Here is a 24,310-nt window from a genome sequence, read left to right on the forward strand (position 1 = left end):
ATCAATAATTAACGATCAACTCTGATGTTAGCTTAATCATAGCTAGCATTGATGAATCAAGGCTGAAATCCCATGTTTAAAACTATTCTCTTTTCCATCGACCGTAGTCGAGAAACCCAAGAAGCAGTCGCAGCAGTCAAAAACTTGGTTCAAAACTACAACAGTCGTCTGGTCTTACTCTCCGTTGTCGAAGCGGAGGGAGAAGAAAAAGAAGATAAGCGACACATGACCTCGGAAAGTGCCGTAAGCGAACTCCTCGAAGGGGTCAAATCGTTATTCGCAGAGGAAAATATCAACGCCGAAACCCTTGAAAGAGAAGGGAGACCGGCGTTTATTATTTGCGATGTTGCCGACGAACTCGATGCTGACCTAATTGTGATGGGCTGTCGCGGGGTCGGTTTAATTGAAGAAGAAGCCTCCGATAGTGTAAGTAATCGGGTGATTAACCTTTCGCCCTGTCCGGTATTAGTCATCCCCTAAGCAAGTCTCCATGCTTTCGGCTATAGTGAAACTCTGGCAGAGGGCTTAAAGATGACATTAATTCAGTGGTATCCCGGTCATATTGCCAAAGCAGAACGGGAATTAAGACAACAGTTAAAAAATGTGGATGTGGTGCTAGAGGTGCTGGATGCAAGGATTCCCCTTGCCTCTCAGCATCCGCAAGTGTCGCAATGGGTGGGAAATAAACCGCGTCTGTTGGTGATTAATCGGCAGGATATGATCCCACAAGCCCTCCATACGGAGTGGGTGGCGTGGTTTCAAACTCAGGGGTTTTCTCCCTATTTAACTGACGCCCAACAAGGGAAAGGGATTAAATCTCTTTTAAAAGCTGCCCAAAAAGCGGGAGAAGCGGTGAATGAAAAACGGCGCAATCGAGGAATGCGCGATCGCGCGGTTCGTGCCGTTGTAATGGGCTTTCCTAATGTTGGCAAATCGGCACTGATCAACCGTTTAGTGGGGCGAAAAGTGGTCCAAAGCGCCCGTAAAGCAGGGGTAACCCGGCAACTGAAGTGGGTACGCATTTCGCAACAAATTGACCTCTTAGACGCCCCGGGCGTGATTCCCCCAAAATTAGAAGATCAAGCTGCGGCGATCAAACTTGCGATCTGCGATGATATTGGGGAAGCCGCCTATGATTTACAAAATATTGCCGCAGAATTAGTTCAACTTTTAAAGGAATTAGATGACACTGAAATTCTGACGAATCGGTATGGTCTCTCTCCAGAGAATTTAACTGGTTCTGCTTATCTATATACGCTCGCTCAGCAACGCCATAATAACGATAAAGAACGAACCGCACGAGAATTACTTAAGGATTTCCGGAAAGGATTAATGGGTACTATTTCTTTAGAACTTCCGCCAAACCAATTAGCCAAACCAACTTAAGCCCTCAAGATGAGGTTAAACAATATGTCTCAAGAGAAGAAAAACACTTGGTTGAAGAGAATTAATCAAGAGTGGTTACCTGAAATCCTTGCTCTCATTATTTTGATTATTGGTGCTATTTATTTTATTCTACCTGTTCGATTAAAATCTAATTTATTCACGTCCTTCCAAGCCTTGTTTTCAGGAACTTTCAAAATTCTAGAATGGTTATTTACTCCCTCAACTATTCTCGGGACAATTATCATTATTGCAGGGGCTTATTTTGTTATTAAACGCCTACGTTACCACTTAATTCGTCTGGCTAATCATCATCAAGTTTGTCCGGTTTGTCAGTCTAGAATTCATAAACGGCATCGCAAACAATACCAGCGTTTTTTAAGTTATATCGTTCCCATTCGTCGCTATTCCTGTAGTAATTGTGGTTGGGATGGGCTGCGAGTTTCTAACCCCAGCAATCAGGGTTTAAGGAAGAAGAAGAATTGAAAATAAAAAGAAACTATGCTACCTTCTAAAATCTAGATAGTAAACCCAATATAATTAGCGACAAATGCAACCTTCTTCTCAATTAACCCTTAATCTTGATCAAGGTTCAATTCGATTTAATTTTAGCCCAGAAGCAGCACAAGAATTGAAACAAGCGTTATCTGAACTGATGGAAAAATTTAAGGTGACAACGCAAGCTGTCAATGCTGGCAATAAACCCCGACCGCAACCTCCTAGTGAATATCGCCACACCGGAGACGTTTTTTTAGAGGTATTTTGTAATCCCAATATCTATCCAACACCCTTTGCTGCTAAAGTCTTAGTAACGGTTCGAGATGAGCGAATCCGCCTCACGACAGAAGCCGAACTGACGCGCGTGGTTGAAGATGTGACTGAGTATCTAGAACAGCAGGGATAAAAATGGAGAACAATCAAAATCAAGTTTTAAAAGTGGTTGAACAAGGCTTTCACATTACCCTTGGTGCAATTTCTGTTGCCACTGAAACACTGCAAAATGAGCAAAAACGGATGCAGCTCGTTTCGGAATTAAGTCAAGAACTTAACCAGCGTGCCCAAGAATGGGAAGAAAAAGGAGAAACAACAGCCACTGAAGCCCGTCATTTTATTGAAAACTTAGTCAATCAAGGCGCTCAACAAGACACTTCCTCATCCTCAAGTCGAACCACTCAAGCAACGAGCGCCAGTAATGGTACGACACCAGCAGAACCCGCTCGTGATGATTTTCCAGCGCGGTTGCAAGCTTTAACTGATGAAGTAACGACACTCCGGGAAGAAATGGCTCAATTTCGTTCCTAGATATTGCCTTTTAAAATCAAACCGCCTCTAACCAATTGCAGAGGCGGCTGATTTTCAGTATCAGTTCATAATCAGATTAGACAGTAACGGAGATTAATAACCTCCGTAAACGCCATTGTTAATCCGATCATCTCCTTCCACAAATGCTGCTTCTGGATCAGTGACAACAAATTGGTCTAAATTTTCTTCTAAACGCTCTTTTTGGCGTTCACTTAAATCAGGAATTTGTAAAACATCTTCTACCTTCTCGTAAGGAGAATTTTCGATGATTTTGCGAGCGAGAGTGGGATAAAACCCTCTCAAGTCCCGAAATGCCTGAATATTCGTGTTATTGAGGTCAATTTTATTGCCAATTTGTTGTAATTTTTGATCGGCATCATTGCGGATTTCAGCCAGCACAGAAATGCTCGATACATTAATTTGATTCGTATTCAGAGCCCAAGCTGAAGCTTGCCCCACACCAAATATTAAACTGATACTAAATAGTACAAACAGCAGTAGTGATCCTAACTTTCGCATCATTATTTTCTCCTCGAGCGCGATCCTTAAGCCAATAATCGCAGCAAATTCTAGAATACAGCTTCTAGAATTAACTGCAGCTTTTGCTTGCTATTTTCTCATCTTATGTGACTGGGAACAATTCGCCCTCTCTTTAGAGGCTAATTTTTAAGAAAGAACGAAATCCCGAGCGGAAAACTGGTCTTTAACGGTAAAATTTTAAACTGCACAGTGTTGATAGTATGTTGCGGAGGATAATAAATTTATGGCACTACAACTTGGTGATGTTGTTCCTGATTTTAAACAGCAATCGAGTATGGGGGAAATCTCCTTCCATGAATGGGCAGGAGATAGCTGGGTGATTTTATTTTCTCACCCAGCGGATTATACTCCGGTTTGCACAACCGAATTAGGGGAAGTGGCTCGCCTCAAGCCTGAGTTTGATAAGCGCAACGTCAAAGTGTTGGCGTTAAGTGTGGATGATGCAGAGTCTCATCAAGGCTGGATTAACGATATCAATGAAACGCAATCCTGTTCTGTGAATTATCCCATTTTGGCAGACGGCGATCGCAAAGTGTCTGATCTTTATGGAATGATTCATCCGAATTCCCTGAATAATCTTACTGTCCGCTCAGTTTTCGTGATTGATCCTCAGAAAAAACTGCGTTTGACCTTAACGTATCCCGCGAGCACTGGTCGTAACTTCCCAGAATTACTGAGAGTGATAGATTCTTTACAGCTGACGGATAATTATCAAGTGGCGACGCCTGTGAACTGGAAAGAAGGAGATGATGTGGTGGTTGTTCCGTCAATTCCCACAGAAGAAGCGAAAAAGAAATTCCCGAAAGGAGTGACTGAAGTTAAGCCCTATCTGCGCATGACGCCTCAACCGGATAAATAATTAACCGACGCGTTGAGAGAGCGGGCAAATTGCCCGCTTTTTTTGATCATTGAGTTTAGTTTTCTTCGGTTTGCGCAGCAGCAGCGGCGGCTAAAACGGGAGATTCTTGTGTGTGAGGGCTATGGAGGATTTCCTGAGCATGGGATTTTTGACAAGCCACCATAGTTTTGACGTGCTCTTGTTCATCATCGCGAATGGCAACAAAGACATCGTAGAGGTTGTTGATGTCCGGACGACGTTCTTCGGGAGCGCGATCTGATTGGAATTCATCAAACATATAGAGATCGCCATCGCGGTAGTACTTCACCGCAATTTCTGGGGCGGGCTGTTGTTTTAAGGCTTCTTCCTGGGCTTGTAAGAAAGTGTCGTAGGTATGATAGGCATGACCTTCGACCAGTTCCATAAAGCGATAGGCAGAACGGGGAGAGAGCAAATACATGACAACAACAACCCAATAGTAGATTAAGGCAGCAGTGCGAGCAAGCGTACGGTCATACCATTGATCGCCGCCACCGAGGGCTTCCATGATGAGCAGATGGTGTAATTCATTCCAAGACTCTGCAAAGTGAACTTTTAGCCAATCGACTCGTCGCCACCAACCGAGCGTTTCATAGAGGTGGAGCACAGAGAGATAAGAAAAGTAAGGGACGCGAGCGACTGTTTCTAAGACATAGAAGCGAGGATAGGCGCGATCGCGATAAACTGTGTTGATGACAAACACCAAAATGCTGACCAGTAAACGAATCATAAAACGTGTTGTTCTCCTGAAACAAGTTAAGAGGTTTCGTCTGCTTTGCACTTAACATTAGATAAGAGGTTGCAAAACAAAAGATTGAGCTTTTTTGAGCCTGTATTTAGTATAAGAAAATTACGGGTTTTTCTTGGGAGTTATTCTGCACATTTAAGGTTTTCTTAAGCTAATAAAAAAGTATCAATAAGCATTAAATAAAATTAACTTTAACGAAGTTTAGTATGATTTCTGCAATTAAAAATTTACTTTGGATTGTTTGCCTCAGCTTAAGCTTATTTTTAAGCAGTTGTACAGCTTTGAATTCGTCTTCCCAAACTCAAAATGTCACCCAGTTAACCCTTTGGCATGGCATTAATCCCCCATCCAATCGGGAAGTTTTTCAAGACTTAGTGGATCAGTTTAATGAGAGTCATGAACAACTGCAAATTGATGCGATTTATATTGGTCAACCCGACGGACAACTCCCGAAAATTTTAACGGCCGTTGTCGGTGAAGTTCCTCCGGATATGCTGTGGTTTGTTCCCCAATTAACGGGTCAACTGGTGGAATTAGGAGCCATTCGCCCCTTAAATGATTGGTTGGATCAATCGCCGTTAAAAGAAGAAATTGATCCGGTTTTATTTGCCAGTATGGAACTTGATGATCAGATTTGGTCAATTCCCTTTGCCACCAATAATGCCGGGATTTTTTATCGTCCGTCTTTATTTGCCAAGGCGGGGATTGAAACAATCCCTCAAACCTGGGAAGAGTTGGAAGCAGCAGCAGCGAAACTGACGCAAGATTTTGATGAAGATGGTTTAGTTGATCAATATGGGCTGTTTTTATCCTTGGGAAAAGGAGAGTGGACCGTTTTTACTTGGTTACCGTTTGTATATAGTGCCACTGGGGAATTATTAACCAATAATCAGCAACCTAATTTAGTCAATGAAGGAACCATTTCTGCCTTAGAATTGGGTTCGGAATTAGTGCAAAATAACTGGGCAATGTTATCAGCACCAGAACGGGGTTATGAATTGGACAATTTCTTATCAGGACGGGCTGCCATGCAAGTAACAGGACCTTGGACTCTCGGACAACTCAGTCAAACTGATATTGATTATGATGTGTTTCCTTTTCCCAAAAAAGAGCAACAGTCGGCAGTCGTTGGGGGAGAAAATTTATTTGTCTTCAAAACGAACCCAGAACGAGAAAAAGCCTGCTTTGAATTTTTAGAATATGTTCTCAGTGAGCCCTTTCAAACGGAGTGGGCGTTGCGAACCGGCTATTTACCGATTAATCTTAAATCCCAACAAAGTGAAGCGTATCAGCAGTTCGTCGCAGAAAATCCCGTCTTAAACGTCTTTTTAGAACAAATGGAGGTGGCAAAAGTACGTCCCATTATTCCGAATTATACTCGCTTGTCTGAAAATTTTGGTCGCGCGATCGAAGCCAGTTTACTCGGCAAAAAAGAACCGAAAGCGGCTTTGCAAGAATCACAACGGCGGTTAGAGTTAGTCTTTGAAGGTGCAACTCACGAACGCTAATCGATATGACCCCACTTCTCCATCCTCCTCTTCTCCAAACTGGTGATACTGTTGCTGTGCTTTCTCCGAGTGGTGCTTTAAAAGAAAAAGAACAATTTGAAAAAGGGTTAACCATTTGGCGCAGTCGGTATAACATCCAGTTGATTTCTCCCTACGAACAACAGGGCTACCTCGCCGGAAGCGATGAACACCGGCGTCAGGTTTTATCCGAAGCATGGACAAATCCAGAGTATAAAGCGATTATTTGCAGCCGCGGCGGGTATGGCAGTATGCGCTTACTGGAAAAATGGTCTTGGGAACTCTCAGTGACACCAAAGTGGTTAATTGGCTTTTCGGATGTGACAGCGTTGCTATGGAGTTTTTACAATCAGGGGATTATGGGGTTACACGCGCCAGTTTTAACAACGTTAGCACAAGAACCGAATTGGTCTGTTGAACGCTTGTTTGGCTATCTTGAACAGAAAAAACTTTCTCCTTTGCAAGGAAAGGGTTGGGGTGGCGGAAGCGTTACCGGACGGTTACTCCCTGCCAATTTAACTGTAGCAACCCATGTATTGGGAACACCGTTACAACCTTGTTTCGACGGCGTCATTCTTGCCCTAGAAGATGTTACCGAAGCCCCCTATCGCATTGACAGAATGCTCACCCAATGGCGATTATCTGGAATTTTTGACAAAGTTGGCGGGTTAGCACTGGGGCGGTTCAGCCGTTGTGAAGCTCCAACCGGAAGTGTCAGTTGGACGGTTGAGGAAGTTTTGCGCGATCGCGCTACTGACTTAAACTGTCCCATTGTCTCGAATTTACCCTTTGGACATGATGGGGCAAATGCTGCTTTACCCGTTGGGGAAATGATGACATTAGATGGAGATCGCGGAGAACTGAGTGCTGCTTTCTAAAGATAGAGTAATTTACTTTTACGAGGGAGAGAATGGATAAGTAGAGCTAAGAAAATTTTGGCGACTTAAACGGTGAACAGGTCTGTTTTCTTTCTCTGACCAATGCTGAGCTATTTTCTCATTCTCTTGATCTACCCACTTGTCTCCTGTAGAAGGAAGCGCGATCGCGCCATCGGGGATGTCAGAAACTTTTTCAGGATGATCCATCAACTCTTCTAAGTGGTCGAAGGCTGCCTTGATATTAGCTTCAGCTAGTTGACGACGTTGCTCAGTTGTATAATTCATTTTCATATCGTGCTCTTTCCGCTTCCCAATGATCTAATAAATATTGGCGAGCAGCTTTCATATTGATCTTATTATCTTCTTGGTCAAGAAGCCACTTTTTCTGGGTTGTCCCATTAGGATGGTAAATATCCAAGTGAGGCGCACCATCAAAATTATCAGATCTAATGACTTGCGTCCAACGACCAACTGCTTCAAACCAACATTCTAACTGGATTGCATAAGTCGGGCGCTCTGGATTGTGAGAGGTATTAATTCGAACCCGCAGTCGATCACGGTCTGTAAGATCGTAAAGATACTCTTTGTTAAGATTATCTGCCATAGGAAACGATGCAATATTGAATTATCGATGTATCAGTCCGAGTTTCACCTAAAGATAGGGAAGAGAAGTAACCGGATTTTCCCCAATTGTTATCGATACAGAAGATACTTAGTGGGTCAAAGTCATTACCTAGCTGAACAGACTTCATACTATTTCACCGACCTAAGTAGCGCGATCGCGCGGCAGACTTAAATTGTCCGATTGTTTCTAATTTACCTTTTGGACATGATGGGGCGAATGCTGCTTTACCCGTTGGGGAAATGATGACATTAGATGGTGAGCAAGGAGAACTTCGTTGTTATTCCTCAATATGAAGAAAAGACATCCGTTATGATCAATGATAGAAATCTTTCTTGACGACTCATCTACTGTGTTAACGGCTAAACTAAGTGACCGATTAGGAGTCAGTTACGAAACACTATCTAACTTTTGCCGACGTTGGGAAATTGCCGAACTTGCTTTTTTTGGCTCAATTCTACGCGACGATTTTCGCCCTAACAGTGACGTTGATATTTTAGTGACGTTTACCCCAAACGGAGATGCAAAACGTAATTTATTTGATTTAATCAAGATGCAAAAACAATTAGAGCATTTATTACATCGAAACGTTGATTTAACTGAAAAAAAAGCAATCAAAAATCCCTATCTTCGCGCTGAAATTTTAAAAAATTACCAAATTTTTTATGTCAAAACCTAACCGCGATCTAGCAGCTTTATGGGATATGATACAAGCCATTCATCACATTTAAGACTTTACCAATGGTCTTTCTTATGATGATTATGCTAAGAATTTAATGGTACAACGAGCAGTAGAAAGAGAATTAGAAATTTTGGGAGAAGCAGCAAGAAGACTATCTCCACAATTCTGCCAAACCCATTCTGATATTGATTGGTCGAGTATCATTGGTTTGCGTAATATTTTGGCTCACCGCTACGATGAGATTCGTTGTGATCGGATTTGGAATATTTTAACGACTCAGCTTTCTCCATTAATTCATCAATTAGAATCTGTCCAACCCCCTTTAGCAGACGATCAATCACCCTAAAGAATACCGAAACTAATTATTGCTCCTTCTCAAAAAACGATTCATCCACCTCATATCCCAACATTTGACTAAACGCAATAATACGTCCATAACCGGAAACCTGTTGCTGCTGCAACCAATCGTAGAGCACAAAAACTTTTCTCATCACAAAAATTTCCAAAGCTTCCGGGTTAAATTGAATCCCTTCAGCACGACTAAATTGGTGCGGAACTAACATTGCCGTATAACGGGCGAGTTCCCCATTGCGCCAGTCGAGAAAGAAAATAAACCAGGGATAAACCGTGTCCAGTCGTAAGAACCAAAGGCGAATTTCTGGAACTTCGGAAAGCTCACGCGGATCAGTGGGATCTCTAGGATAATCAAACTCAAATTGGAATTGTTGCTCGTATTCGGTTAGGGTTCCCGCGCTTAAAATGGGGTCGAGTTCCTTTTGGACAGGTGATAAGTCCAGGCGATCAATGCTATCTTGAGTTAACTTGATGGTTATGGTCATCGTTGAAAAAATATCGGTGTCGTGAACTATCTTAGGACAAGACTGACAAGTAACGCTTAAAGCAAGAGGCGGTATGGGGTTAAAGCAAAATTGGTTAATTTCTCTGGCAGCTTGCGCTGGAATGTGGAGTATTGCTGTACCCGCATCTCACGCACAAGCCCTGCTTCCACACACATTAGAACCGAACTTTGAAAACTTAGAAGAACAAGGGTTAGCACTCGCACAAGATGCAGCCCAACTGGTGCGATTTCAACAGTATGATGCGGCATTGGCACGCGCGAAAGTGGCAACACAACTTGCCCCAGAGGCTTATCAACCCTGGTTTATTTGGGGTAGCCTCGAGGCGAGAAACGAAAACCTGGAACAAGCCCTGATAGCATTGAAAAAAGCCCATACACTGGCACCAGAAGAACCTCAAGTTTTATTTACCCTTGGTTCAGCCTATTTCCAACAAGGTGATTATCAACAAGCGCTGCAAGAATTAAAAGCGGGTTTAGAGTTAGAACCAGATTCCCCAGAAGCCTTGTTTGATATGGGGAATACTCACCTCAAACTGGGTCAATATGACAGCGCGATCGCGTCTTATCAAAAATCAGCACAATTAGAGGCAGGATTTTGGCCAGCGATCAATAATATTGGGTTAATTGAATACGAACAGGGTAAAATTGCTGCAGCAATGGAAAAGTGGCGCACTGCCGCCGAAATTGCTGAGAATGCAACGGAACCGAAACTCGCGATCGCGGTAGCACTCTATGGACAAGGCAAGCAACAAGAGGCGATTAAAATGGCGCAAGCTGCCTTACGTTCCGACACTCGGTATGCTAACCTCGAATTTTTAGAAGAAAACCTCTGGGGAGAAAAATTACTCGCGGATACAGAAGACTTTTTTACGTCTCCTCTAATGGAGTCAACCCTGAGCCGTTTACAGATCAACCCACCTGATTCAGAGTAAATTAAAGTCTCTCCACTTCTCGGTAGGTATTAGGAATGGCAAAACAGTTAAATCTTATGGGTGGTAATCAAATTATTCCCACCGCTCTCCATACGGAGATGGAACAGTCCTATCTCGAATATGCGATGAGTGTGATTGTGGGACGGGCACTCCCGGATGTACGGGATGGTCTAAAGCCTGTCCATCGACGCATTTTGTACGCCATGCACGAGTTGGGCTTAACGCCGGATCGACCCTTTCGCAAATGTGCCCGTGTGGTCGGGGATGTTTTGGGGAAATATCATCCCCATGGCGATCAAGCGGTGTACGATGCCTTGGTGCGGATGGTGCAAGATTTTTCCTCGCGTTATCCACTCCTTTCTGGACATGGCAATTTTGGTTCTTTGGACAATGACCCACCGGCTGCCATGCGTTATACCGAAACTCGCCTCGCCGCGATCGCGCAAGATGCTCTCCTCAATAATATTGGGGAAGCCACGGTAGATTTTGTCGGGAACTTTGACAACTCCCAACAAGAACCCGTAGTCCTCCCGGCGCAATTGCCCCTCCTATTACTCAACGGCTGTTCGGGAATTGCCGTGGGTATGGCAACGAATATCCCCCCTCATAACTTAGGAGAAGTGGTGGATGGGTTGATTAAACTCATTGATAAGCCCGATGTCCCCGATGAGAAGCTGTGGGAGTTGATTCCTGCCCCCGATTTCCCGACGGGGGGCGAGATTATGGATGGGGAAGGTATTCACGATGCTTACCGTACTGGACGGGGTACGATTCGAGTCCGCGGCGTGGTTAAGGTAGAACAGCTCAATTTAGGCAAACGGAAGCGCGATCGGACTGCCCTGGTTGTGACCGAGTTTCCTTTCCAGGTGAATAAAGCTTCTTGGATTGAAAAAGTAGCGGAACTCGTCAACGCTGGGCGGATTGAAGGGATTGCCGATATCAGGGATGAAAGCGATCGCACAGGAGTGCGCGTCGTGATTGAGTTAAAACGGGATGCTTCAGCGGATAACGTTTTAGGGCAACTCTACCACCAAACGGCGCTACAAACCAATTTTGGGACGATTATGCTTGCCCTGGTGAATAATACCCCTTGTCAACTGTCTTTGCGGGATTTACTAGAAAATTTCCTTAGGTTTCGAGAAGAAACCCTGACCCGACAATATACGCACCAACTCGAAGTCGCACGCAAACGCTTACACCTTTCAGAGGGATTATTAGCCGCCCTCAACCATCTCGATGCGGTCATTGATATTCTTCGCAATGCCCCGGATGGGAGTACCGCGAAAGGGCAGTTACAGGTGCAGTTGGGCATTAGTGAGGAACAGGGAGACTCTATTCTGGCAATGCCGATGCGCCGCCTGACAGGGTTAGAACGACAAAAATTAGAAGCGGAAGTCAATGACTTACGGGAAGAAATCAGCCGACTTGAAACCCTATTATCGGATCGCCAGGAATTACTCAAAGCGTTGAAAAAAGAGCTGCGATCGCTGAAAAAACGGTATGGAAACGAAAGACGAACGCGCATCGTTCCGGCTGCAAAATCGAAAAAAAATACGAGTCCTTCTCAATCCCAATCCGCTACCACCGAAAACCCCTCTCCTCCAACCGCTAAAACTCCTACTGCCCCTCCCGAATCGGCAATTCTGGAAATTACCCAACAAGGAAAAATTTATTGGTCTGAGGAGCCAACAACTGATAAAGGGAGCAAGAGTAAGGATTTTGTTGTTTTCCGCAGCCCATTAAATACAGAAAAGCCTTTAATCGCAATTACTGACTTTGGGAAAGCTTATAGCCTCAAAACAGATGCCATTCCTCCTGTTTACGGGAAACAAAATGTCTCTTTAAATAAAGTTTTACAAGGCATTGCCAGTAAAACCGAAGAAAATCCCTTGTCTTATCTTCCTCTGCCGGAAAAAGATGTCATTTTACTGACACAACAAGGGCGGATTAAGCGCTTGGCAGCATCAGAAATAGCCAGCATTGGGAATCGGGGCTTAAGTTTAGTCAAACTAAAAGAGCGCGATCGCGCAGCCAATGTCTGTTTAACAGCAGAAGGAGAAGATGTTCTTCTGGCTACCTCTGGCGGGCGGATTCTGCGGTTTGCCGTCAATGATGAGCAAATGCCCCCAATGGGGCGCACTGCCCAAGGGAATTTAGCCACTCGCCTCCGTCAACAGGAACAGCCGGTGGGGTGTGTTTCTCTTTCTCCAGACGCATCGATTCTATTAGTCTCGCAACTGGGCTATGCCAAACGCATTCCCGTTACTGCAATCCGGCGAGGGAGTCGCGGAGATATTGGCACGCAAGGCTTACAATTTATCAATAGCAGCGATCGCGTGGCAGGAATGGTCAGTGCTGAACCAGAAACCGCTGTGGTCAAGCTTTTAACGAATCAAGGACGTGTCTTTTCCCTACTCCTGAAAGAAGTGGCCTTTTGGGGTAAAGATGGGGTCGGCGATCGCGCCGTCAAACTGAAAGCAGAGGAAACGATTACCCAGCTCATTCCAATTTCTGACTTATGATTACCGGCAAAACAAAATTATTAGGGGTGATTGGCGATCCGGTGGAACATTCTTTATCGCCGGTGATGCATAATGCGGTGTTAAATCATCTTGGGTTAGATTATGTTTATCTGCCGTTACCCGTGAAAAAAGGGGATTTAGAACGTGCCTTAGCCGGTTTTGCTGCCATTGATTTAGTGGGATTTAATGCCACCATTCCTCATAAACAAGCAATTATTCCCCATCTCAATCGGATTACTCCAGAAGCGCAGCAAGTTGGCGCCGTGAATACCATTTGGCGCACGGCAACGGGTTGGGAGGGAACGAACACCGATGTCGATGGCTTTATTGCCCCTTTAAAGTCTCTCAATCAAAATTGGTCACAAATTACCCCAGTCATTCTCGGGAATGGCGGTGCAGCGCGAGCGGTGATTGTCGGTTGTGCCAAATTAGGCTGTCCCCAAATTGCTGTCGTGGGACGTAGTTTAGAAAAATTAGAACAATTTCAAGCCAGTTGGGACAAGACAGGGCTATCTGCCGACTTGAAAATCTATCTTTGGGAAGACTTACCTCGTTTAGTTTCGCAAACCCAGCTTTTAGTCAATACAACGCCTGTGGGAATGTCTCCTCATAGTGAGACCTCCCCGGTAGAAGCAGCGGTTTTAAGGCAACTTCCCCCAGGCGCGATCGCGTATGATTTGATTTATACCCCACGACCGACGCGCTTTTTGCAACTGGCACAAGATACTAGGAGTGCAGTCATTTTCGATGGCCTAGAAATGCTCATTCAACAAGGAGCAGCCGCCCTCGAACTGTGGATACAACAGTCTGTTCCCGTCGAGATCATGCGCTCAGCCCTAAACCAGTCAGCAGGTTAATAAATCTGGATTCAACTCCCCGCTTCTTACCCAATCAAGGGCTGATTGGTGGATAATTAAAGCACAATTTCGTAATTTTCGCTACCTTTTTTCAGGGATTGTAAAAAAAATTTGCAAAACTTTACGATGATTGTTAAACTACTTGTAGTAGAACCAAATTGTCCCATCTCCTGAACTGAGACGAACAGCAGCGTCAGGCGGTCTTGGTGCAACTTAGGTTTTCTCCTCCCAACGCAGCAAGCTAGACAAGCCAGCCCTCGTGGCTGGTTTTTTTGTAACCTGAAATCCGGATAAGCTGGCAAATCATCTCCAATCAATTCCAGCCAAATTGAGCAATATCCCGTAAACGGTAGAAGGAGAAGGAACAGGAGTTGTTGAACGATAAGAACCCGATTGAAAGGGTCACGAAAATTATGAGTCAATTAGTTTTAGTCACCGGCGTCAGTCAAGGATTGGGTCGCGCAATGACCGAAAATTTTATTGCCGAAGGCTGTATAGTGATCGGTTGCGCACGCAATGAAAGAGCAATTCAGGAACTCAATCAAACCTACGGCAAGCCGCATCATTTTACCGCGGTTGATGTGGCTGACGAAGGGCAAGTTCAACAATGGAAAGAGGCTGTCTTAGCTGAATATGACCCCCCAGAACTGTTAGTGAATAATGCTGCCTTGATTAATCAGTCCACCGAATTCTGGAATGTCCCCACAGCCGAATTTGACCAGATTATTGATGTCAATATTAAAGGGGTTGCCAATGTGATGCGGCAATTCTTACCGGCAATGATGGCAAAACAACGGGGAATTATTGTTAACTTTAGTTCGGGCTGGGGACGATCCACTTCCCCCCATGTGGTACCGTACTGTACGACAAAGTGGGCAATTGAAGGGTTAACCCGTGCCCTCGCCCAAGAATTACCCTCCGGGATGGCAGCGATTCCCTTAAATCCGGGAATTATTCACACCGAAATGCTAGAAACCTGTTTTGGCAGTAGCGCTGCCAATTTTACGCCGGTTGATCAGTGGGTGAAAAAAGCGGTTCCTTTCTTATTAAAAATTAAACCCAATCAGAATGGTCAGCCTTTAACTGTTCCGGCTTAGGGGTTTGGGAAGGGGTGACCAGGAGACAAAGAGACAAGGAGACAAGGAGAATAAAGAGAATTTTTTGGCCTGTTCCCTGTTGCCTATTCCCGACTCCCTAAACCAATAATTTTGTACCTCACCCGCTTAGGAAGTGCTATAAAAAAATGACTGAAGAAACACAAACTATTCTCGACGTGAATGATGCCTTCTATCGCGCTTTCGAGAAAAAAGATCTGACCTTGATGAATCAAACTTGGTGGCAAGGTGATGGCAGTATCTGCATTCATCCGGGTGGCAAAATGATTCAAGGCTGGGAAAACATTCGTTCCTCTTGGGAAAAAATTTTCCAAAACACGGATTATCTGGAAATCGATACCAACGTGATTGTCACCGAAGTCGATTACGCGATCGCGTATGTAGTGGTGATGGAAAATGTGACGCAAGTGCGCCGAGGCAGAAAGCTAAAAGCCCAATCCTTAGCGACCAATAGCTTTCGGAAAATGGCGCAAAAATGGTATCTCGTCCATCATCATGGCAGTCCCATTATGTCTTCTTAGCCAGACGTGATTTGGGTTCGCAGTGGTTGCACAAATTCCTGGCAAGCTGTGGTAAAGGCAGTTGGCGATTCGTAGGGAAGAACATTACGTCCCGGGATCATTTTCGCTTCTCCATTGGGAAGAACCCGACAATAGTTAATCATTCGTTCTTCCGGAGATTCAACGGCACTGTCTCGACTAATACTTGAAGCCGCTTCTCCCATCAAAACCAGCGTGGGTTGAGAAAGTTGCGCGATCACGCTTTCATAATTGCGACGCCAAAACCCAGCTAAAAACGAAAACACCGCATGACGAGTTTCGACATTTGCTGCCCCCGCTTGTAACATATCCAACCAGGGTTGATCCACATCCTCTGTCTTTTCAAATAACTGCCGCACCGAAAAAGACTGCAGAAAATTACGACGACGGGCATAACGGTAAAACAATCCTCCCAGCGGAGAGTTAAACAGATTCCATAGCAAGTTTTGTTGTCGCGATGTTTTTTCCTCAGTTATCAGCGACCAAGCTGGAGGTCCCCCCAAAATTAAACCGGCAACTCCTGGCGAAGGGTTAAATCCTAATAAAGACAGTGCAATGGGAAACGAAGCCCCTTGGACAATAAGGACCACCGGCTTTTGAATGACCATTTCAATCAAGTCTTTTAATGGTTTGGCAAAATCTTCTGGGGTATAAGGCCTCCGAGGTAAGGCACTTTCCCCACAACCTAATAAATCAGGATTATAAATTGTTTCTAATTCCCCCCGTCCTTGCCACTGCTGACAAAATCGATACCAAAATTTTCGAGATAAACCGACACCAATGGGATGAATTAATAAAAGCGCGATTTCAGAGGTTTGATTTGTAGCCTGAGAGGACCAAACTTCATAAGCGCATCGATAGTGATCACTCATATAAAAATGAGTTTCTTGAGCGTCTTGAAATAGCATAATTGTATGATTGATGATTTATAATTTGTTAAAGAAGTGATCTCAACTGAGTGTTACACGGTTATCGAATTTTAATAGCAATCTTCAATATAGAAAAGGCTAGAGGTTGAGCAATCAAGCCAAGTGAATTACCCAATCTCTAACCACTGAATTTTAACTAATTTTGATCAACGGTCCAAGCAGGCAAGGGTTCGTAGTCGAAACTCGATTCCGACCCTTGTGAACCCCGCACCAGAATCAAATTCCGGCATAATCTGCAACCGTAAAACGGAAAAAAACTACTGCTTTTTAATATCCCGCGCCATATTCCTAAACATATCTAAGCTGGAATCAGACTGACGACGCTCTTGAATTTTAGGATCGTCTTTTGCGGAATACATTTGCCCTTCTTGAGTTGTTTGCTCAGATGATTGTGAAGATTTTTCACTTTGGGTTTGAGGATTTTTTTGTTTAGAAAGAGACTTTTTCTCAAGCGAAGAAACTTCCTCCACTTGTTCTCCACCTTCTGGATTTCCTACACTTTTTGGGAAACTTCTTTTAACCGTCCGAGACTGGCGCATATAGTCAATATCGCCGTAAGTTTTCGCGTCATCTGGGTCAAGAAAAAAGGTTTTTTGTTTTTCTCGTTTTGGTTTTTCCTTGTTTTCATTGTTATCGTCTGACTTACCGCCAAAGATCTTTTTAATAAATCCGACCATGAGTAATTATTCAGCCCCTAAAAACAGCAGTTCATATTGCTTAATCTTTTTTTAAGGTAACATAGTTTTGTTGACTAACGCAGCGAAACCCTATCTTTACGCGACTTATGACTGACTCGGCTCTTAACTCTAATCCCCTTGCTTCCAGTGTCACCACAGATCTCCGTTTAGTGGTTTTAGACATTGACGGCACAATTTCCGGGGAATCCAATGAAGTGAATCCGGGCGTAATTCATGCCTTACAAACGGTGAAAGAGCAAGGGATTCAAGTCGCGATCGCGACCGGACGGATGTATCGTTCTGCATTATACTTTGCTCAAGCCATTGGTGCCGATTTGCCGATTATTTGCTACAACGGCGCTTGGATTCAAAATGCAAAAACTGAAGAAACCCTCCGACATTTACCGGTTCCCAGGGAATTAGCACTGGAATTACTCGATTATTGTGAACATCCAGAACGGCGAGCCGATCTTGATGTGCATTTTTATCTCAATGATGAACTTTATGTACGGGAGATAACGGAAGATACGCGCTTATATATTGAACGCAGTCGCATTAAAGCAAACCCTGTAGGAGATTTGCGCAACATTCTAGAAGAACCGCCGACAAAAGTCCTGGCAATGAGTAGTAAGCCAGAGGTTACGAAAACTTTGCTTTCGACATTGCAACAACACTATTCCCGAGAAAAGTTATATTTGACCCAGTCGAATCCTTACTTTTTTGAAGCCTGTCATCCGGGCGCGAGTAAAGGGAAAGCAGTGCGTTATCTGGTAGAAGAGGTTTTGCATCTCGAAGCTAAAAATATGATCGCGATCGGAGATAATTTTAATGATCTCGAAATGCTGCAATACGCAGCAGTTGGGGTGGCGATGGGAGATGCACCACCAGAAGTCAAAGCCCAAGCGGATTGGGTTGCCCCGGATGTAGAAACAGATGGGGTGGTTGCTGCTTTGGAAAAATTTATTCTTGGTAGATTGTAGATAGACTTCTGAGTCTTACCAGTAGTCAAACTAATCGTTAAGTTAGCCTTCGGCTAAGGCAAAGCTGTCTTCAATTTCCCAATGTTTGCCATTGTGTAACAACAGCGTCAACGCTTGAACTGTGAATTGATAGTCAAAGGGCTGATCTTGATACACTTTCCAGGCTTGCCGAAAGTTGGATTTACTCAAATCCCGAAACGCAACGGTCAGGTGAGGAACAAACGGGCGCGACTGGGCAACGGGATCGACTAACCCCAGCTGATCTTTTAAATCACCCATCAACGATTGCTGAATCGTTAATAATTCTGGGGTTTTTTCCACATGAATATAAATCACTCGTGGCGGAAATGCGCCAAAACCGGATAAATGAACTGGAACTGGCCTTTGACGCTGGGCAAATTGCCCTAAAGTCGTTTTCAAATCGGGAAGTTGCTCTGATTCCCACTTGAAAGGAGGTTGCAACGTAATGTGAGGAGGAGATTTTTTCGCATGGGAACTCTCATAAACGGCTGCAAAATGGTCTTTAATCGCATTCGCTTTGGCTTGTACCGCTTCGGGAGGAAGCAGGGCGACAAAACACAGTTTTTTCTGACTCACCATCTTGTTTCCTATTCTCGACAACTAGGCTAAAAAGGTCCGGATCGCTTCTCCCGTTAAATCCGGTTTTTCTAAATGGGGCACATGACCTGATTCTGGAATCCAAACCAATTCACTATTGGCAATTGTGGTTTCAAATCGTTGGGCATCTTTCGTCCCTAAAATCTTATCTTGTTCTCCCCAAACAATTAAGGTCGGTTGCAAAATGTCTTTGATGCGGTTACTCAAAAAGTTATAGCCCCCGCTTTTTGTAAATGAAATGAGCGCCCGTGACCAGTTTGGATGGGCAAGATGTAACATGGAGCAAGTTAAGGCATCTTCACTGGCTAAGGTGCGATCATAATAAGCGTTCTCGCTAATTTTTTGTCGGACTTTTATATTACTTAAAAAGCCGGTTGCTAAGCGATCTAAAGGGGGAATCATTAACTTGCCCATCGCAGGACCCCCGGCAAAACCAGCACTATCAAGTAACACTAATTTGTGTACGGTTTCGGGATAAGTTAGAGCAAAATCAATGGCTACCGCACCCCCCATCGAAGCCCCTGATAAGACCATCGGACGTTGAATCAATTCCTCCCAGAAAGCATACAAGTGAGTTTTAATCGCATCGGGAGTTACGGGAATATCTTTGGGACGATCCGTTAAACCAAAGCCAAAAAAATCCACTGCCCAAGTTTCTGTAGCGGAAGACACTTGGGGAAGCAAGCGACGAAACTCCATCAAAGAACTATCAAAACCATGGAGTAATAACAGGGGAAGTTCTCCTTCGCCTTGTCGCACATAAGTGGTCTGAATGGCCGTTTCAGAAAGAGAAGTTGCTAAAGACGTCTGTTGAATCGTTTCAACGAGATTGAAGGACGTTTCTTCCGTCAGTTTTTGAGCAAGAGAGGGAATAAAAGGGGATAACTTACGAGAGATCATTGCAAGGTTTACGTTTGTGGTATCTATCTCAACTCAGTTGAATCGTCTGATAATCAAAATCAGAAGGAATTAATCACTAGTGTAGCGACGTTAGCCCCCTCATTGAATGACGCCAGGAAAGTTGCACGATCATTCACTATAAATTCAATGAGACACTCCATCGAGTTCTAAGCTGATTCCTCGTTACTGATTCTCTCTTTTGCGCACAATGGAAATAAGACCTGATAGTTGCGACTCTAAAAATGAATTATACGACAGCCAATATTCCAACCCCAAAAGCGCCCACGTTCGTGCAGCTTGGACAATGGATTCTTGACCCTGTAGGCTACATGAAAAATAACTTCAAGCAGTATGGGGATCTATTTCAATGCTATGTTGCTTGGGGTAGTTCTGAGCCCTTATTGATGGTCAGTGAGCCCAAAGCCTTACAGTATATGCTCACCCATGATACTGGCAAGCAATTTACTACTCCTGGCGATGTTAATCAGATTTTAGCCCCCCTGATTGGTTGGCAAAATGTCATTTTATCCAGCGGGAATGAACATCGTCGTCGCCGACAGTTGATTATGCCTCCCTTCCATGGCGAACGCCTGAAAGCCTATGGAGAAATCATTCAAAACATCACGCAAGAGGTGATTGCCCAATGGTCCACACAAGAACCTTTTCAAGTGCGCAGTTCTATGCAAAAAATTACGATGCGAGTGATTTTAGAAGCCGTCTTTGGACTCCACGCTGGCGAACGCTATCAAAAAATTGAACGGTTATTAAGTCAACGCTTAGATATGGTTGGCAATCCGATTTCTTCGATGATTGTCTTTTTACCGTGGTTGCGAAAAGACTTAGGAAATTGGAGTCCTGGCGGTCGCATCCGTCAACTATCAGAGGAAATTGATCGCTTGTTATTTGCAGAAATTCAAGAACGACGGAATAATCTCGATCCGAACCGGATTGATATTCTTTCCTTGCTTTTAATGGCAGAAGATGAGGACGGCAATGGTCTCACCGATCAAGATTTGCGCGATGAATTGATGACTTTACTTTTGGCCGGACATGAAACCACGGCAACGGCTTTAACTTGGGCCATGTACTGGCTACATTGCTTACCGGATGTCAAAGAAAAATTATTAGCGGAACTGGATACAGTGACTGATTTAGAGGATCCAGCGCAATTTTTGCAACTCCCTTATTTGAGTGCGGTTTGCAACGAAACCCTCCGCATTCACCCGGTTGCGATGCTGACGTTTCCACGGCGAGTAGAAGAACCGATGGAATTATGTGGCTATCAGTTAGAACCGGGAATGTTTATTATGGGCTGTATTTATTTACTGCATCGACGGGAAGACCTCTATCCTCAACCGGAACAATTCCGACCGGAACGGTTCTTAGAACGACAGTTTTCACCCTATGAGTTTATGCCTTTTGGTGGGGGAGTCCGACGTTGTGTGGGTGCAGCATTAGCACAGTATGAGATGAAAATTGTTTTAGGAACGATTATGAGTCAACTGGATTTAACGTTAGTCAATCAACGCCCTGTCCAGCCCGGACGCCGGGGTGTGACTTTAGGGCAACGAACACCGGTTTGGATCCAAAAAGTGGGGACACGCCTGCGCTCAAAAACCGTTGCTGAGGTTTAATTGAATCAAATCCCTTCCTGATCAGGAAGGGATTTCGCCTTAACGATAGTCTTGGTTTTGAATATCTCTCAGTCGGGCTTCTGGGCGTTTGAAGCGATCGAGCTGCGATTCAAAAAAGGCACGGTTGGCTTTTAAGTGTTTCGGGTTGGGATCATCCAGGGGATACAGCAAGGCGGTACGGAGGGCTTGAATGACCGCAGACGTAACACAGTACATAGAGCGTTGGAAGGTAATTCCCAACTGAATCAGTTTATCCTCCTCGCCACGACAGTGTTGGGCATAGTAGTCTTCCAAATAGGGAGGGAGGAAGTGCAGCATATCCTGCATGAGGAGAGTGGGGGGAATACCGGCAGTTCCCACCGGAAAGACATCGGCATACAGAATTCCGTAATGGAAATCTTTTTGATCCTCGGGCACTTCATGGGCTTGAGCATTATAAGATTTAGTTCCCCGGAACGGAGAGGTGCGATAAAAAACCGCTTCTACATAGGGGAGGGCTGCTTCATATAACCAAGTAAAGCCTTTGCTTTTGGGGATGATTTCGTACTTCTCGCCATCAATATAAACGTGATGATAAATCGGGCGACCGGCAATGGCAAAAATACCATTGACCAAGAAATCCATTGCCTCGGGAACGCTGCTAATGCTGCCTTCATCATAGCGATCGGACATTTCAAAGAAGACCGGTGCCATGACTTCCCAAAACAGCCCCAAATTGGAGTAATAAGACATCTCCCGTACTTTTTCCATAAACATTTCCGGGAAGAGTTTATATAAGCCCAACATCAAGGGATTATTTTTGAAATAGGCTCTAATGGCGCAATCGGCATTTTGGCGATATTCGTCACTGTCGAGATAGGCATCAAACTTGCCATAGCCCATATCACGACCATGCCAAAACATCGCTCTCATGCACTCTTCTGCGAATTCCATATTCACGCGATCGTGCCACAAATGATGGAAAATTCGCGGAATATTTTTGGTTTCTCCCTTCTCCATAAATTCCAAGAGTTCGGGATGGGCAGTGCCTCTCCCCCGCCAAACTCTTAAGTCAGCATTATCACCGGCATAGTGATTTTCTAAATCCAAATACTCTTGGGGCAGGAAGTATTTAAAAGCGGGAGTGGGGTTTAAAAATACCCGTTCGGCAATATAGAGCAAGTCACGCCAATAGAAATCCATGGGCACCGCATAGGCTTTATAAATCCCGATAATTTGCATTAAGTTTTCGGGGGTATCGGGCAGCATTGCCCCGCCGGCTTCCAGGCGGTGAATAATATCGGCAAATTCGTGTCGAGAGGGAGGAAGTTTGGTTTTGGTTTCAGTGGTCATTTTTAGTCCTTAGTCCTTCGTCATTTGTCATTGGTTTGATTACTGTTGAGAATCTTCTGCTCTCGCGATCGCGCTGGAATAAGTATCAGGAATCTGCGGGGAGAGTAAAGACACCACATTGGTTGTGGTCGGTTCAATCCAATGCACTAACCAGTTCGGTTGAACGCCAAAGGCAAAAATAATGGCGGTTAAAATCAGCGCCGGCAAGCGTTCTGACCATAAGACTCTTGGATAGTAGGAAAGAGAATTATCCAGTTTGCCAAAGCAAGTTCGATTTAACAGAATGACAAAATAAACGGCGGTTAATCCCGAGGCAATAATGCACAAAATAGTCTCGATCGGAAAGCGGGAAAAACTGCCTTGAAACACAATATATTCGGCAACAAATCCCACCAAACCAGGAATTCCGGCACTTGCCATCCCTGCAGCAATCAGTAAGCCACTGGTGAGGGGTAAACCCCGCACGGGGTTCATTAAGCCATTTAAGGTGGCGCGATCGCGCGTTCCCACTTTTTCCTCCACGGTTCCAATCAGTTGGAATAAGAGGGCAAGAATCAAGCCGTGACTGACCATCTGCGCCACTGCCCCTAAAACGCTGAGAGAGGTTCCTGCCGCGGAAGCCACAAGAATATACCCCATGTGACCAATAGAACTATAAGCAACCATCCGTTTAATATCGCTTTGCGCGATCGCGGTCAACGCCCCATAAATCACACTGACGACACCAATAATGGCAAGTCCAGGGGCGGTTAAATTCCAAGTCTCGGGAAAGAGTTGCAACCCAAAGCGAAGAATCCCATAAGTGCCTAATTTTGCCAGCACTCCCCCCAATAAAATGGCAATAGGTGGTGAGGCTTCCACATAAGCATCTGGCTGCCACGTATGGAGGGGCACCAAGGGGGTTTTCATGCCAAAGCCCACTAAAAGAATCGTCAGTAAGATCAGCTGGGTTTTCAAAGATAACCCGGAAGTGGTGATATTTTCGTATTCAAAATTCCCGCTTTGGTTAAGAAACGCCAGCCCTAAAAATCCGGCAATAATCAGCAAGCCAGAGACGGCAGTATAAAGGATAAATTTGGTCGCTGCATAGCCTCTTTTCTCTCCTCCCCAGATGCTAATTAGCAAATAAAAGGGAATTAACTCCACTTCGTAAAACAGGAAGAAGAGGAGGAGATTTTGTGCCATTAAGGCTCCCGCAACGCCGAAGTTGACCAGTAAAATCAAGCTGTAATAGAGGCGAGGGCGCTCAATTTTAACATTGGTACTGTAAATCGCGATCGCGCTTAAAAAACTATTAAGAAAAACCAGTGGCAATGAAATTCCATCTACACTGAGATGATAATTCAAGCCAATCGGTTCTAACCAGGGCATAAATTCAGAAAACTGAAACCCGCCCGTATTGAGATCAAACTGCGAAAATAAATAAATTGTCCAAGCCAACGGGGCAAGGGTCGCTAAAAGAGCAACTTGACGCAATTGGGTGGTTTTGGCTTGCTTCGGATAGAGCATGACCGCCAACGCCCCAATAATCGGCAAAATGAGTAAGACACTCAGCATTCTTTCCTCTCCTTAATCATTTTTGGGAAGCGCATCAATTAACGCAACTGTTGAGATTGCGTTTTTGTCAGATTGTTATCTTAGGTGTCCTTGGTAAGAGGGGGAGAGCGGTAGAGAGCAGACTTTTTTCAATTTCATATTCCTTCTAATTTTTTGAAAACAGAATTATTAATCCTCTGGTTCAACAAAAGATCCGTGGGACTCCCCCACCTCGGAACAGGTGGGGGAGGAAAGCGGGTGAGTCGATACCGCTCGATGCGGTTGAGACTCACATTTTCTTAGGCTACACATAAGCCATTCG

Annotated in this window: 27 protein-coding genes and 3 pseudogenes; 18 read left to right on the top strand and 12 right to left on the bottom strand. The window is 44.5% G+C overall.

Translation table 11 applies throughout. From position 1 onward, the window contains the following. Positions 1-72: 72 nt before the first annotated feature. The 5 genes from GVY04_06460 to GVY04_06480 all read left to right on the top strand — a co-directional run bounded on the left by GVY04_06460 (position 73) and on the right by GVY04_06480 (position 2,685). Positions 73-480 (top strand): universal stress protein, encoded by a 408-nt coding sequence (locus tag GVY04_06460; protein NBD15789.1) that lies wholly within the window; start codon positions 73-75, stop codon positions 478-480. Between the two features lie 51 nt (positions 481-531). Then, on the top strand, positions 532-1,386 hold the full coding sequence (gene ylqF / locus GVY04_06465) for a ribosome biogenesis GTPase YlqF (protein NBD15790.1): 855 nt from the start codon (positions 532-534) through the stop codon (positions 1,384-1,386). Positions 1,387-1,410: 24 nt separating this feature from the next. Then, positions 1,411-1,869 (top strand): hypothetical protein, encoded by a 459-nt coding sequence (locus GVY04_06470; protein ID NBD15791.1) that lies wholly within the window; start codon positions 1,411-1,413, stop codon positions 1,867-1,869. 64 nt (positions 1,870-1,933) lie between these two features. Beyond that, positions 1,934-2,287, top strand: coding sequence for a hypothetical protein (locus GVY04_06475; protein NBD15792.1), 354 nt, complete (start codon positions 1,934-1,936; stop codon positions 2,285-2,287). 2 nt (positions 2,288-2,289) lie between these two features. Next, entirely contained in the window at positions 2,290-2,685 is a 396-nt protein-coding gene (locus GVY04_06480) for a hypothetical protein (GenBank protein NBD15793.1), read from the top strand. A 93-nt stretch (positions 2,686-2,778) separates the two neighbouring features. On the opposite strand, the gene psbU is transcribed toward GVY04_06480, so the two are convergent. After that, positions 2,779-3,204, bottom strand: coding sequence for a photosystem II complex extrinsic protein PsbU (gene psbU, locus GVY04_06485; protein NBD15794.1), 426 nt, complete (start codon positions 3,202-3,204; stop codon positions 2,779-2,781). A gap of 244 nt (positions 3,205-3,448) precedes the next feature. On the opposite strand from psbU, the gene GVY04_06490 reads away from it, so the two are divergent. Next, positions 3,449-4,084: a redoxin domain-containing protein gene (locus GVY04_06490; protein NBD15795.1), complete on the top strand. Its 636-nt coding sequence runs from the start codon at positions 3,449-3,451 to the stop codon at positions 4,082-4,084. Between the two features lie 55 nt (positions 4,085-4,139). Here GVY04_06490 and GVY04_06495 read toward each other — a convergent pair whose 3' ends face one another. Further along, on the bottom strand, positions 4,140-4,832 hold the full coding sequence (locus tag GVY04_06495; GenBank protein ID NBD15796.1) for a plastoquinol terminal oxidase: 693 nt from the start codon (positions 4,830-4,832) through the stop codon (positions 4,140-4,142). Between the two features lie 224 nt (positions 4,833-5,056). On the opposite strand from GVY04_06495, the gene GVY04_06500 reads away from it, so the two are divergent. Together GVY04_06500 and GVY04_06505 are read left to right on the top strand one after the other, a co-directional pair. Then, positions 5,057-6,358: an extracellular solute-binding protein gene (locus GVY04_06500; protein NBD15797.1), complete on the top strand. Its 1,302-nt coding sequence runs from the start codon at positions 5,057-5,059 to the stop codon at positions 6,356-6,358. 5 nt (positions 6,359-6,363) lie between these two features. Continuing rightward, positions 6,364-7,254, top strand: coding sequence for an LD-carboxypeptidase (locus tag GVY04_06505; protein NBD15798.1), 891 nt, complete (start codon positions 6,364-6,366; stop codon positions 7,252-7,254). Between the two features lie 18 nt (positions 7,255-7,272). Here the strand turns inward: GVY04_06505 and GVY04_06510 are convergent, their stop codons facing one another. Together GVY04_06510 and GVY04_06515 are read right to left on the bottom strand one after the other, a co-directional pair. Next, positions 7,273-7,539: a hypothetical protein gene (locus tag GVY04_06510; protein NBD15799.1), complete on the bottom strand. Its 267-nt coding sequence runs from the start codon at positions 7,537-7,539 to the stop codon at positions 7,273-7,275. Next, positions 7,523-7,858 (bottom strand): hypothetical protein, encoded by a 336-nt coding sequence (locus GVY04_06515; GenBank protein ID NBD15800.1) that lies wholly within the window; start codon positions 7,856-7,858, stop codon positions 7,523-7,525. The genes GVY04_06510 and GVY04_06515 overlap by 17 nt, the downstream gene beginning before the upstream one ends. A gap of 170 nt (positions 7,859-8,028) precedes the next feature. Between GVY04_06515 and GVY04_06520 the strand changes: the two are divergent. From GVY04_06520 to GVY04_06530, 3 genes and pseudogenes are all read left to right on the top strand, one after another. After that, positions 8,029-8,172, top strand: a pseudogene (locus tag GVY04_06520) (LD-carboxypeptidase). Between the two features lie 23 nt (positions 8,173-8,195). Further along, a complete protein-coding gene (locus tag GVY04_06525) occupies positions 8,196-8,555 on the top strand; it encodes a DNA polymerase subunit beta (protein NBD15801.1) in 360 nt (119 codons plus the stop codon). After that, a pseudogene (locus GVY04_06530) lies at positions 8,542-8,904 on the top strand (DUF86 domain-containing protein). The gene GVY04_06525 and the pseudogene GVY04_06530 overlap by 14 nt, the downstream one beginning before the upstream one ends. 16 nt (positions 8,905-8,920) lie before the next feature. Here GVY04_06530 and GVY04_06535 read toward each other — a convergent pair. After that, positions 8,921-9,397 (bottom strand): CRR6 family NdhI maturation factor, encoded by a 477-nt coding sequence (locus tag GVY04_06535; GenBank protein ID NBD15802.1) that lies wholly within the window; start codon positions 9,395-9,397, stop codon positions 8,921-8,923. A gap of 73 nt (positions 9,398-9,470) precedes the next feature. On the opposite strand from GVY04_06535, the gene GVY04_06540 reads away from it, so the two are divergent. From GVY04_06540 to GVY04_06550, 3 genes are read left to right on the top strand one after another with little or no spacing between them, the layout of a single operon-like run. Continuing rightward, positions 9,471-10,349, top strand: a complete 879-nt coding sequence (locus GVY04_06540) for a tetratricopeptide repeat protein (protein NBD15803.1) — start codon at positions 9,471-9,473, stop codon at positions 10,347-10,349. A 35-nt stretch (positions 10,350-10,384) separates the two neighbouring features. Continuing rightward, positions 10,385-12,871 (top strand): DNA topoisomerase 4 subunit A, encoded by a 2,487-nt coding sequence (locus GVY04_06545; protein NBD15804.1) that lies wholly within the window; start codon positions 10,385-10,387, stop codon positions 12,869-12,871. Further along, positions 12,868-13,728 (top strand): shikimate dehydrogenase, encoded by an 861-nt coding sequence (locus GVY04_06550; GenBank protein NBD15805.1) that lies wholly within the window; start codon positions 12,868-12,870, stop codon positions 13,726-13,728. Before GVY04_06545 ends, GVY04_06550 begins: the two co-directional genes overlap by 4 nt. Before the next feature lie 306 nt (positions 13,729-14,034). Here the strand turns inward: GVY04_06550 and cas5 are convergent. Continuing rightward, positions 14,035-14,130: pseudogene (gene cas5 / locus GVY04_06555) on the bottom strand (CRISPR-associated protein Cas5). 11 nt (positions 14,131-14,141) lie between these two features. Between cas5 and GVY04_06560 the strand changes: the two are divergent. Continuing rightward, positions 14,142-14,825 (top strand): SDR family NAD(P)-dependent oxidoreductase, encoded by a 684-nt coding sequence (locus tag GVY04_06560; protein NBD15806.1) that lies wholly within the window; start codon positions 14,142-14,144, stop codon positions 14,823-14,825. 146 nt (positions 14,826-14,971) lie between these two features. Next, on the top strand, positions 14,972-15,364 hold the full coding sequence (locus GVY04_06565) for a DUF4440 domain-containing protein (protein ID NBD15807.1): 393 nt from the start codon (positions 14,972-14,974) through the stop codon (positions 15,362-15,364). Here the strand turns inward: GVY04_06565 and GVY04_06570 are convergent. Then, complete coding sequence (locus GVY04_06570) at positions 15,361-16,290, bottom strand: alpha/beta fold hydrolase (GenBank protein ID NBD15808.1); 930 nt, start codon at positions 16,288-16,290, stop codon at positions 15,361-15,363. The two genes, GVY04_06565 and GVY04_06570, sit on opposite strands and share 4 nt — an antisense overlap. 278 nt (positions 16,291-16,568) lie before the next feature. Then, entirely contained in the window at positions 16,569-16,988 is a 420-nt protein-coding gene (locus GVY04_06575) for a hypothetical protein (protein ID NBD15809.1), read from the bottom strand. Between the two features lie 107 nt (positions 16,989-17,095). Between GVY04_06575 and GVY04_06580 the strand changes: the two genes are divergently transcribed. Then, entirely contained in the window at positions 17,096-17,968 is an 873-nt protein-coding gene (locus GVY04_06580) for a Cof-type HAD-IIB family hydrolase (protein ID NBD15810.1), read from the top strand. A 42-nt stretch (positions 17,969-18,010) separates the two neighbouring features. Here GVY04_06580 and GVY04_06585 read toward each other — a convergent pair whose 3' ends face one another. Together GVY04_06585 and GVY04_06590 are read right to left on the bottom strand one after the other, a co-directional pair. Then, positions 18,011-18,568 (bottom strand): 2'-5' RNA ligase family protein, encoded by a 558-nt coding sequence (locus tag GVY04_06585; protein NBD15811.1) that lies wholly within the window; start codon positions 18,566-18,568, stop codon positions 18,011-18,013. Between the two features lie 21 nt (positions 18,569-18,589). Continuing rightward, the gene (locus GVY04_06590; GenBank protein ID NBD15812.1) at positions 18,590-19,486 is read right to left on the bottom strand and encodes an alpha/beta fold hydrolase; all 897 of its coding nucleotides are present in this window, start codon (positions 19,484-19,486) and stop codon (positions 18,590-18,592) included. Positions 19,487-19,728: 242 nt separating this feature from the next. Here GVY04_06590 and GVY04_06595 point away from each other — a divergent pair, with 242 nt between their 5' ends. Continuing rightward, positions 19,729-21,120, top strand: a complete 1,392-nt coding sequence (locus tag GVY04_06595; protein ID NBD15813.1) for a cytochrome P450 — start codon at positions 19,729-19,731, stop codon at positions 21,118-21,120. A gap of 39 nt (positions 21,121-21,159) precedes the next feature. On the opposite strand, the gene GVY04_06600 is transcribed toward GVY04_06595, so the two are convergent. Both GVY04_06600 and GVY04_06605 read right to left on the bottom strand, forming a co-directional pair. Next, on the bottom strand, positions 21,160-22,452 hold the full coding sequence (locus GVY04_06600) for a CO2 hydration protein (GenBank protein NBD15814.1): 1,293 nt from the start codon (positions 22,450-22,452) through the stop codon (positions 21,160-21,162). A 39-nt stretch (positions 22,453-22,491) separates the two neighbouring features. Further along, entirely contained in the window at positions 22,492-24,009 is a 1,518-nt protein-coding gene (locus GVY04_06605; GenBank protein ID NBD15815.1) for an NADH-quinone oxidoreductase subunit M, read from the bottom strand. Between the last annotated feature and the right edge of the window lie 301 nt (positions 24,010-24,310).

The sequence above is a fragment of the Cyanobacteria bacterium GSL.Bin1 genome, assembly GCA_009909085.1.
Classification (GTDB): Bacteria; Cyanobacteriota; Cyanobacteriia; order Cyanobacteriales; family Rubidibacteraceae; genus Halothece.

Coding starts and splice junctions, on each gene's coding strand:
- GVY04_06540 (NBD15803.1), top strand. CDS start 9,471: ATGGGGTTAAAGCAAAATTGGTTAATTTCTCTGGCAGCTTGCGCTGGA.
- GVY04_06580 (NBD15810.1), top strand. CDS start 17,096: ATGACTGACTCGGCTCTTAACTCTAATCCCCTTGCTTCCAGTGTCACC.
- GVY04_06560 (NBD15806.1), top strand. CDS start 14,142: ATGAGTCAATTAGTTTTAGTCACCGGCGTCAGTCAAGGATTGGGTCGC.
- GVY04_06535 (NBD15802.1), bottom strand. CDS start 9,397: ATGACCATAACCATCAAGTTAACTCAAGATAGCATTGATCGCCTGGAC.
- GVY04_06505 (NBD15798.1), top strand. CDS start 6,364: ATGACCCCACTTCTCCATCCTCCTCTTCTCCAAACTGGTGATACTGTT.
- GVY04_06495 (NBD15796.1), bottom strand. CDS start 4,832: ATGATTCGTTTACTGGTCAGCATTTTGGTGTTTGTCATCAACACAGTT.
- GVY04_06510 (NBD15799.1), bottom strand. CDS start 7,539: ATGAATTATACAACTGAGCAACGTCGTCAACTAGCTGAAGCTAATATC.
- ylqF (NBD15790.1), top strand. CDS start 532: ATGACATTAATTCAGTGGTATCCCGGTCATATTGCCAAAGCAGAACGG.
- GVY04_06515 (NBD15800.1), bottom strand. CDS start 7,858: ATGGCAGATAATCTTAACAAAGAGTATCTTTACGATCTTACAGACCGT.
- GVY04_06595 (NBD15813.1), top strand. CDS start 19,729: ATGAATTATACGACAGCCAATATTCCAACCCCAAAAGCGCCCACGTTC.
- GVY04_06605 (NBD15815.1), bottom strand. CDS start 24,009: ATGCTGAGTGTCTTACTCATTTTGCCGATTATTGGGGCGTTGGCGGTC.
- GVY04_06480 (NBD15793.1), top strand. CDS start 2,290: ATGGAGAACAATCAAAATCAAGTTTTAAAAGTGGTTGAACAAGGCTTT.
- GVY04_06460 (NBD15789.1), top strand. CDS start 73: ATGTTTAAAACTATTCTCTTTTCCATCGACCGTAGTCGAGAAACCCAA.
- GVY04_06475 (NBD15792.1), top strand. CDS start 1,934: ATGCAACCTTCTTCTCAATTAACCCTTAATCTTGATCAAGGTTCAATT.
- GVY04_06600 (NBD15814.1), bottom strand. CDS start 22,452: ATGACCACTGAAACCAAAACCAAACTTCCTCCCTCTCGACACGAATTT.
- GVY04_06490 (NBD15795.1), top strand. CDS start 3,449: ATGGCACTACAACTTGGTGATGTTGTTCCTGATTTTAAACAGCAATCG.
- GVY04_06590 (NBD15812.1), bottom strand. CDS start 19,486: ATGATCTCTCGTAAGTTATCCCCTTTTATTCCCTCTCTTGCTCAAAAA.
- GVY04_06500 (NBD15797.1), top strand. CDS start 5,057: ATGATTTCTGCAATTAAAAATTTACTTTGGATTGTTTGCCTCAGCTTA.
- GVY04_06570 (NBD15808.1), bottom strand. CDS start 16,290: ATGCTATTTCAAGACGCTCAAGAAACTCATTTTTATATGAGTGATCAC.
- GVY04_06545 (NBD15804.1), top strand. CDS start 10,385: ATGGCAAAACAGTTAAATCTTATGGGTGGTAATCAAATTATTCCCACC.
- psbU (NBD15794.1), bottom strand. CDS start 3,204: ATGCGAAAGTTAGGATCACTACTGCTGTTTGTACTATTTAGTATCAGT.
- GVY04_06585 (NBD15811.1), bottom strand. CDS start 18,568: ATGGTGAGTCAGAAAAAACTGTGTTTTGTCGCCCTGCTTCCTCCCGAA.
- GVY04_06525 (NBD15801.1), top strand. CDS start 8,196: ATGATAGAAATCTTTCTTGACGACTCATCTACTGTGTTAACGGCTAAA.
- GVY04_06550 (NBD15805.1), top strand. CDS start 12,868: ATGATTACCGGCAAAACAAAATTATTAGGGGTGATTGGCGATCCGGTG.
- GVY04_06575 (NBD15809.1), bottom strand. CDS start 16,988: ATGGTCGGATTTATTAAAAAGATCTTTGGCGGTAAGTCAGACGATAAC.
- GVY04_06565 (NBD15807.1), top strand. CDS start 14,972: ATGACTGAAGAAACACAAACTATTCTCGACGTGAATGATGCCTTCTAT.
- GVY04_06470 (NBD15791.1), top strand. CDS start 1,411: ATGTCTCAAGAGAAGAAAAACACTTGGTTGAAGAGAATTAATCAAGAG.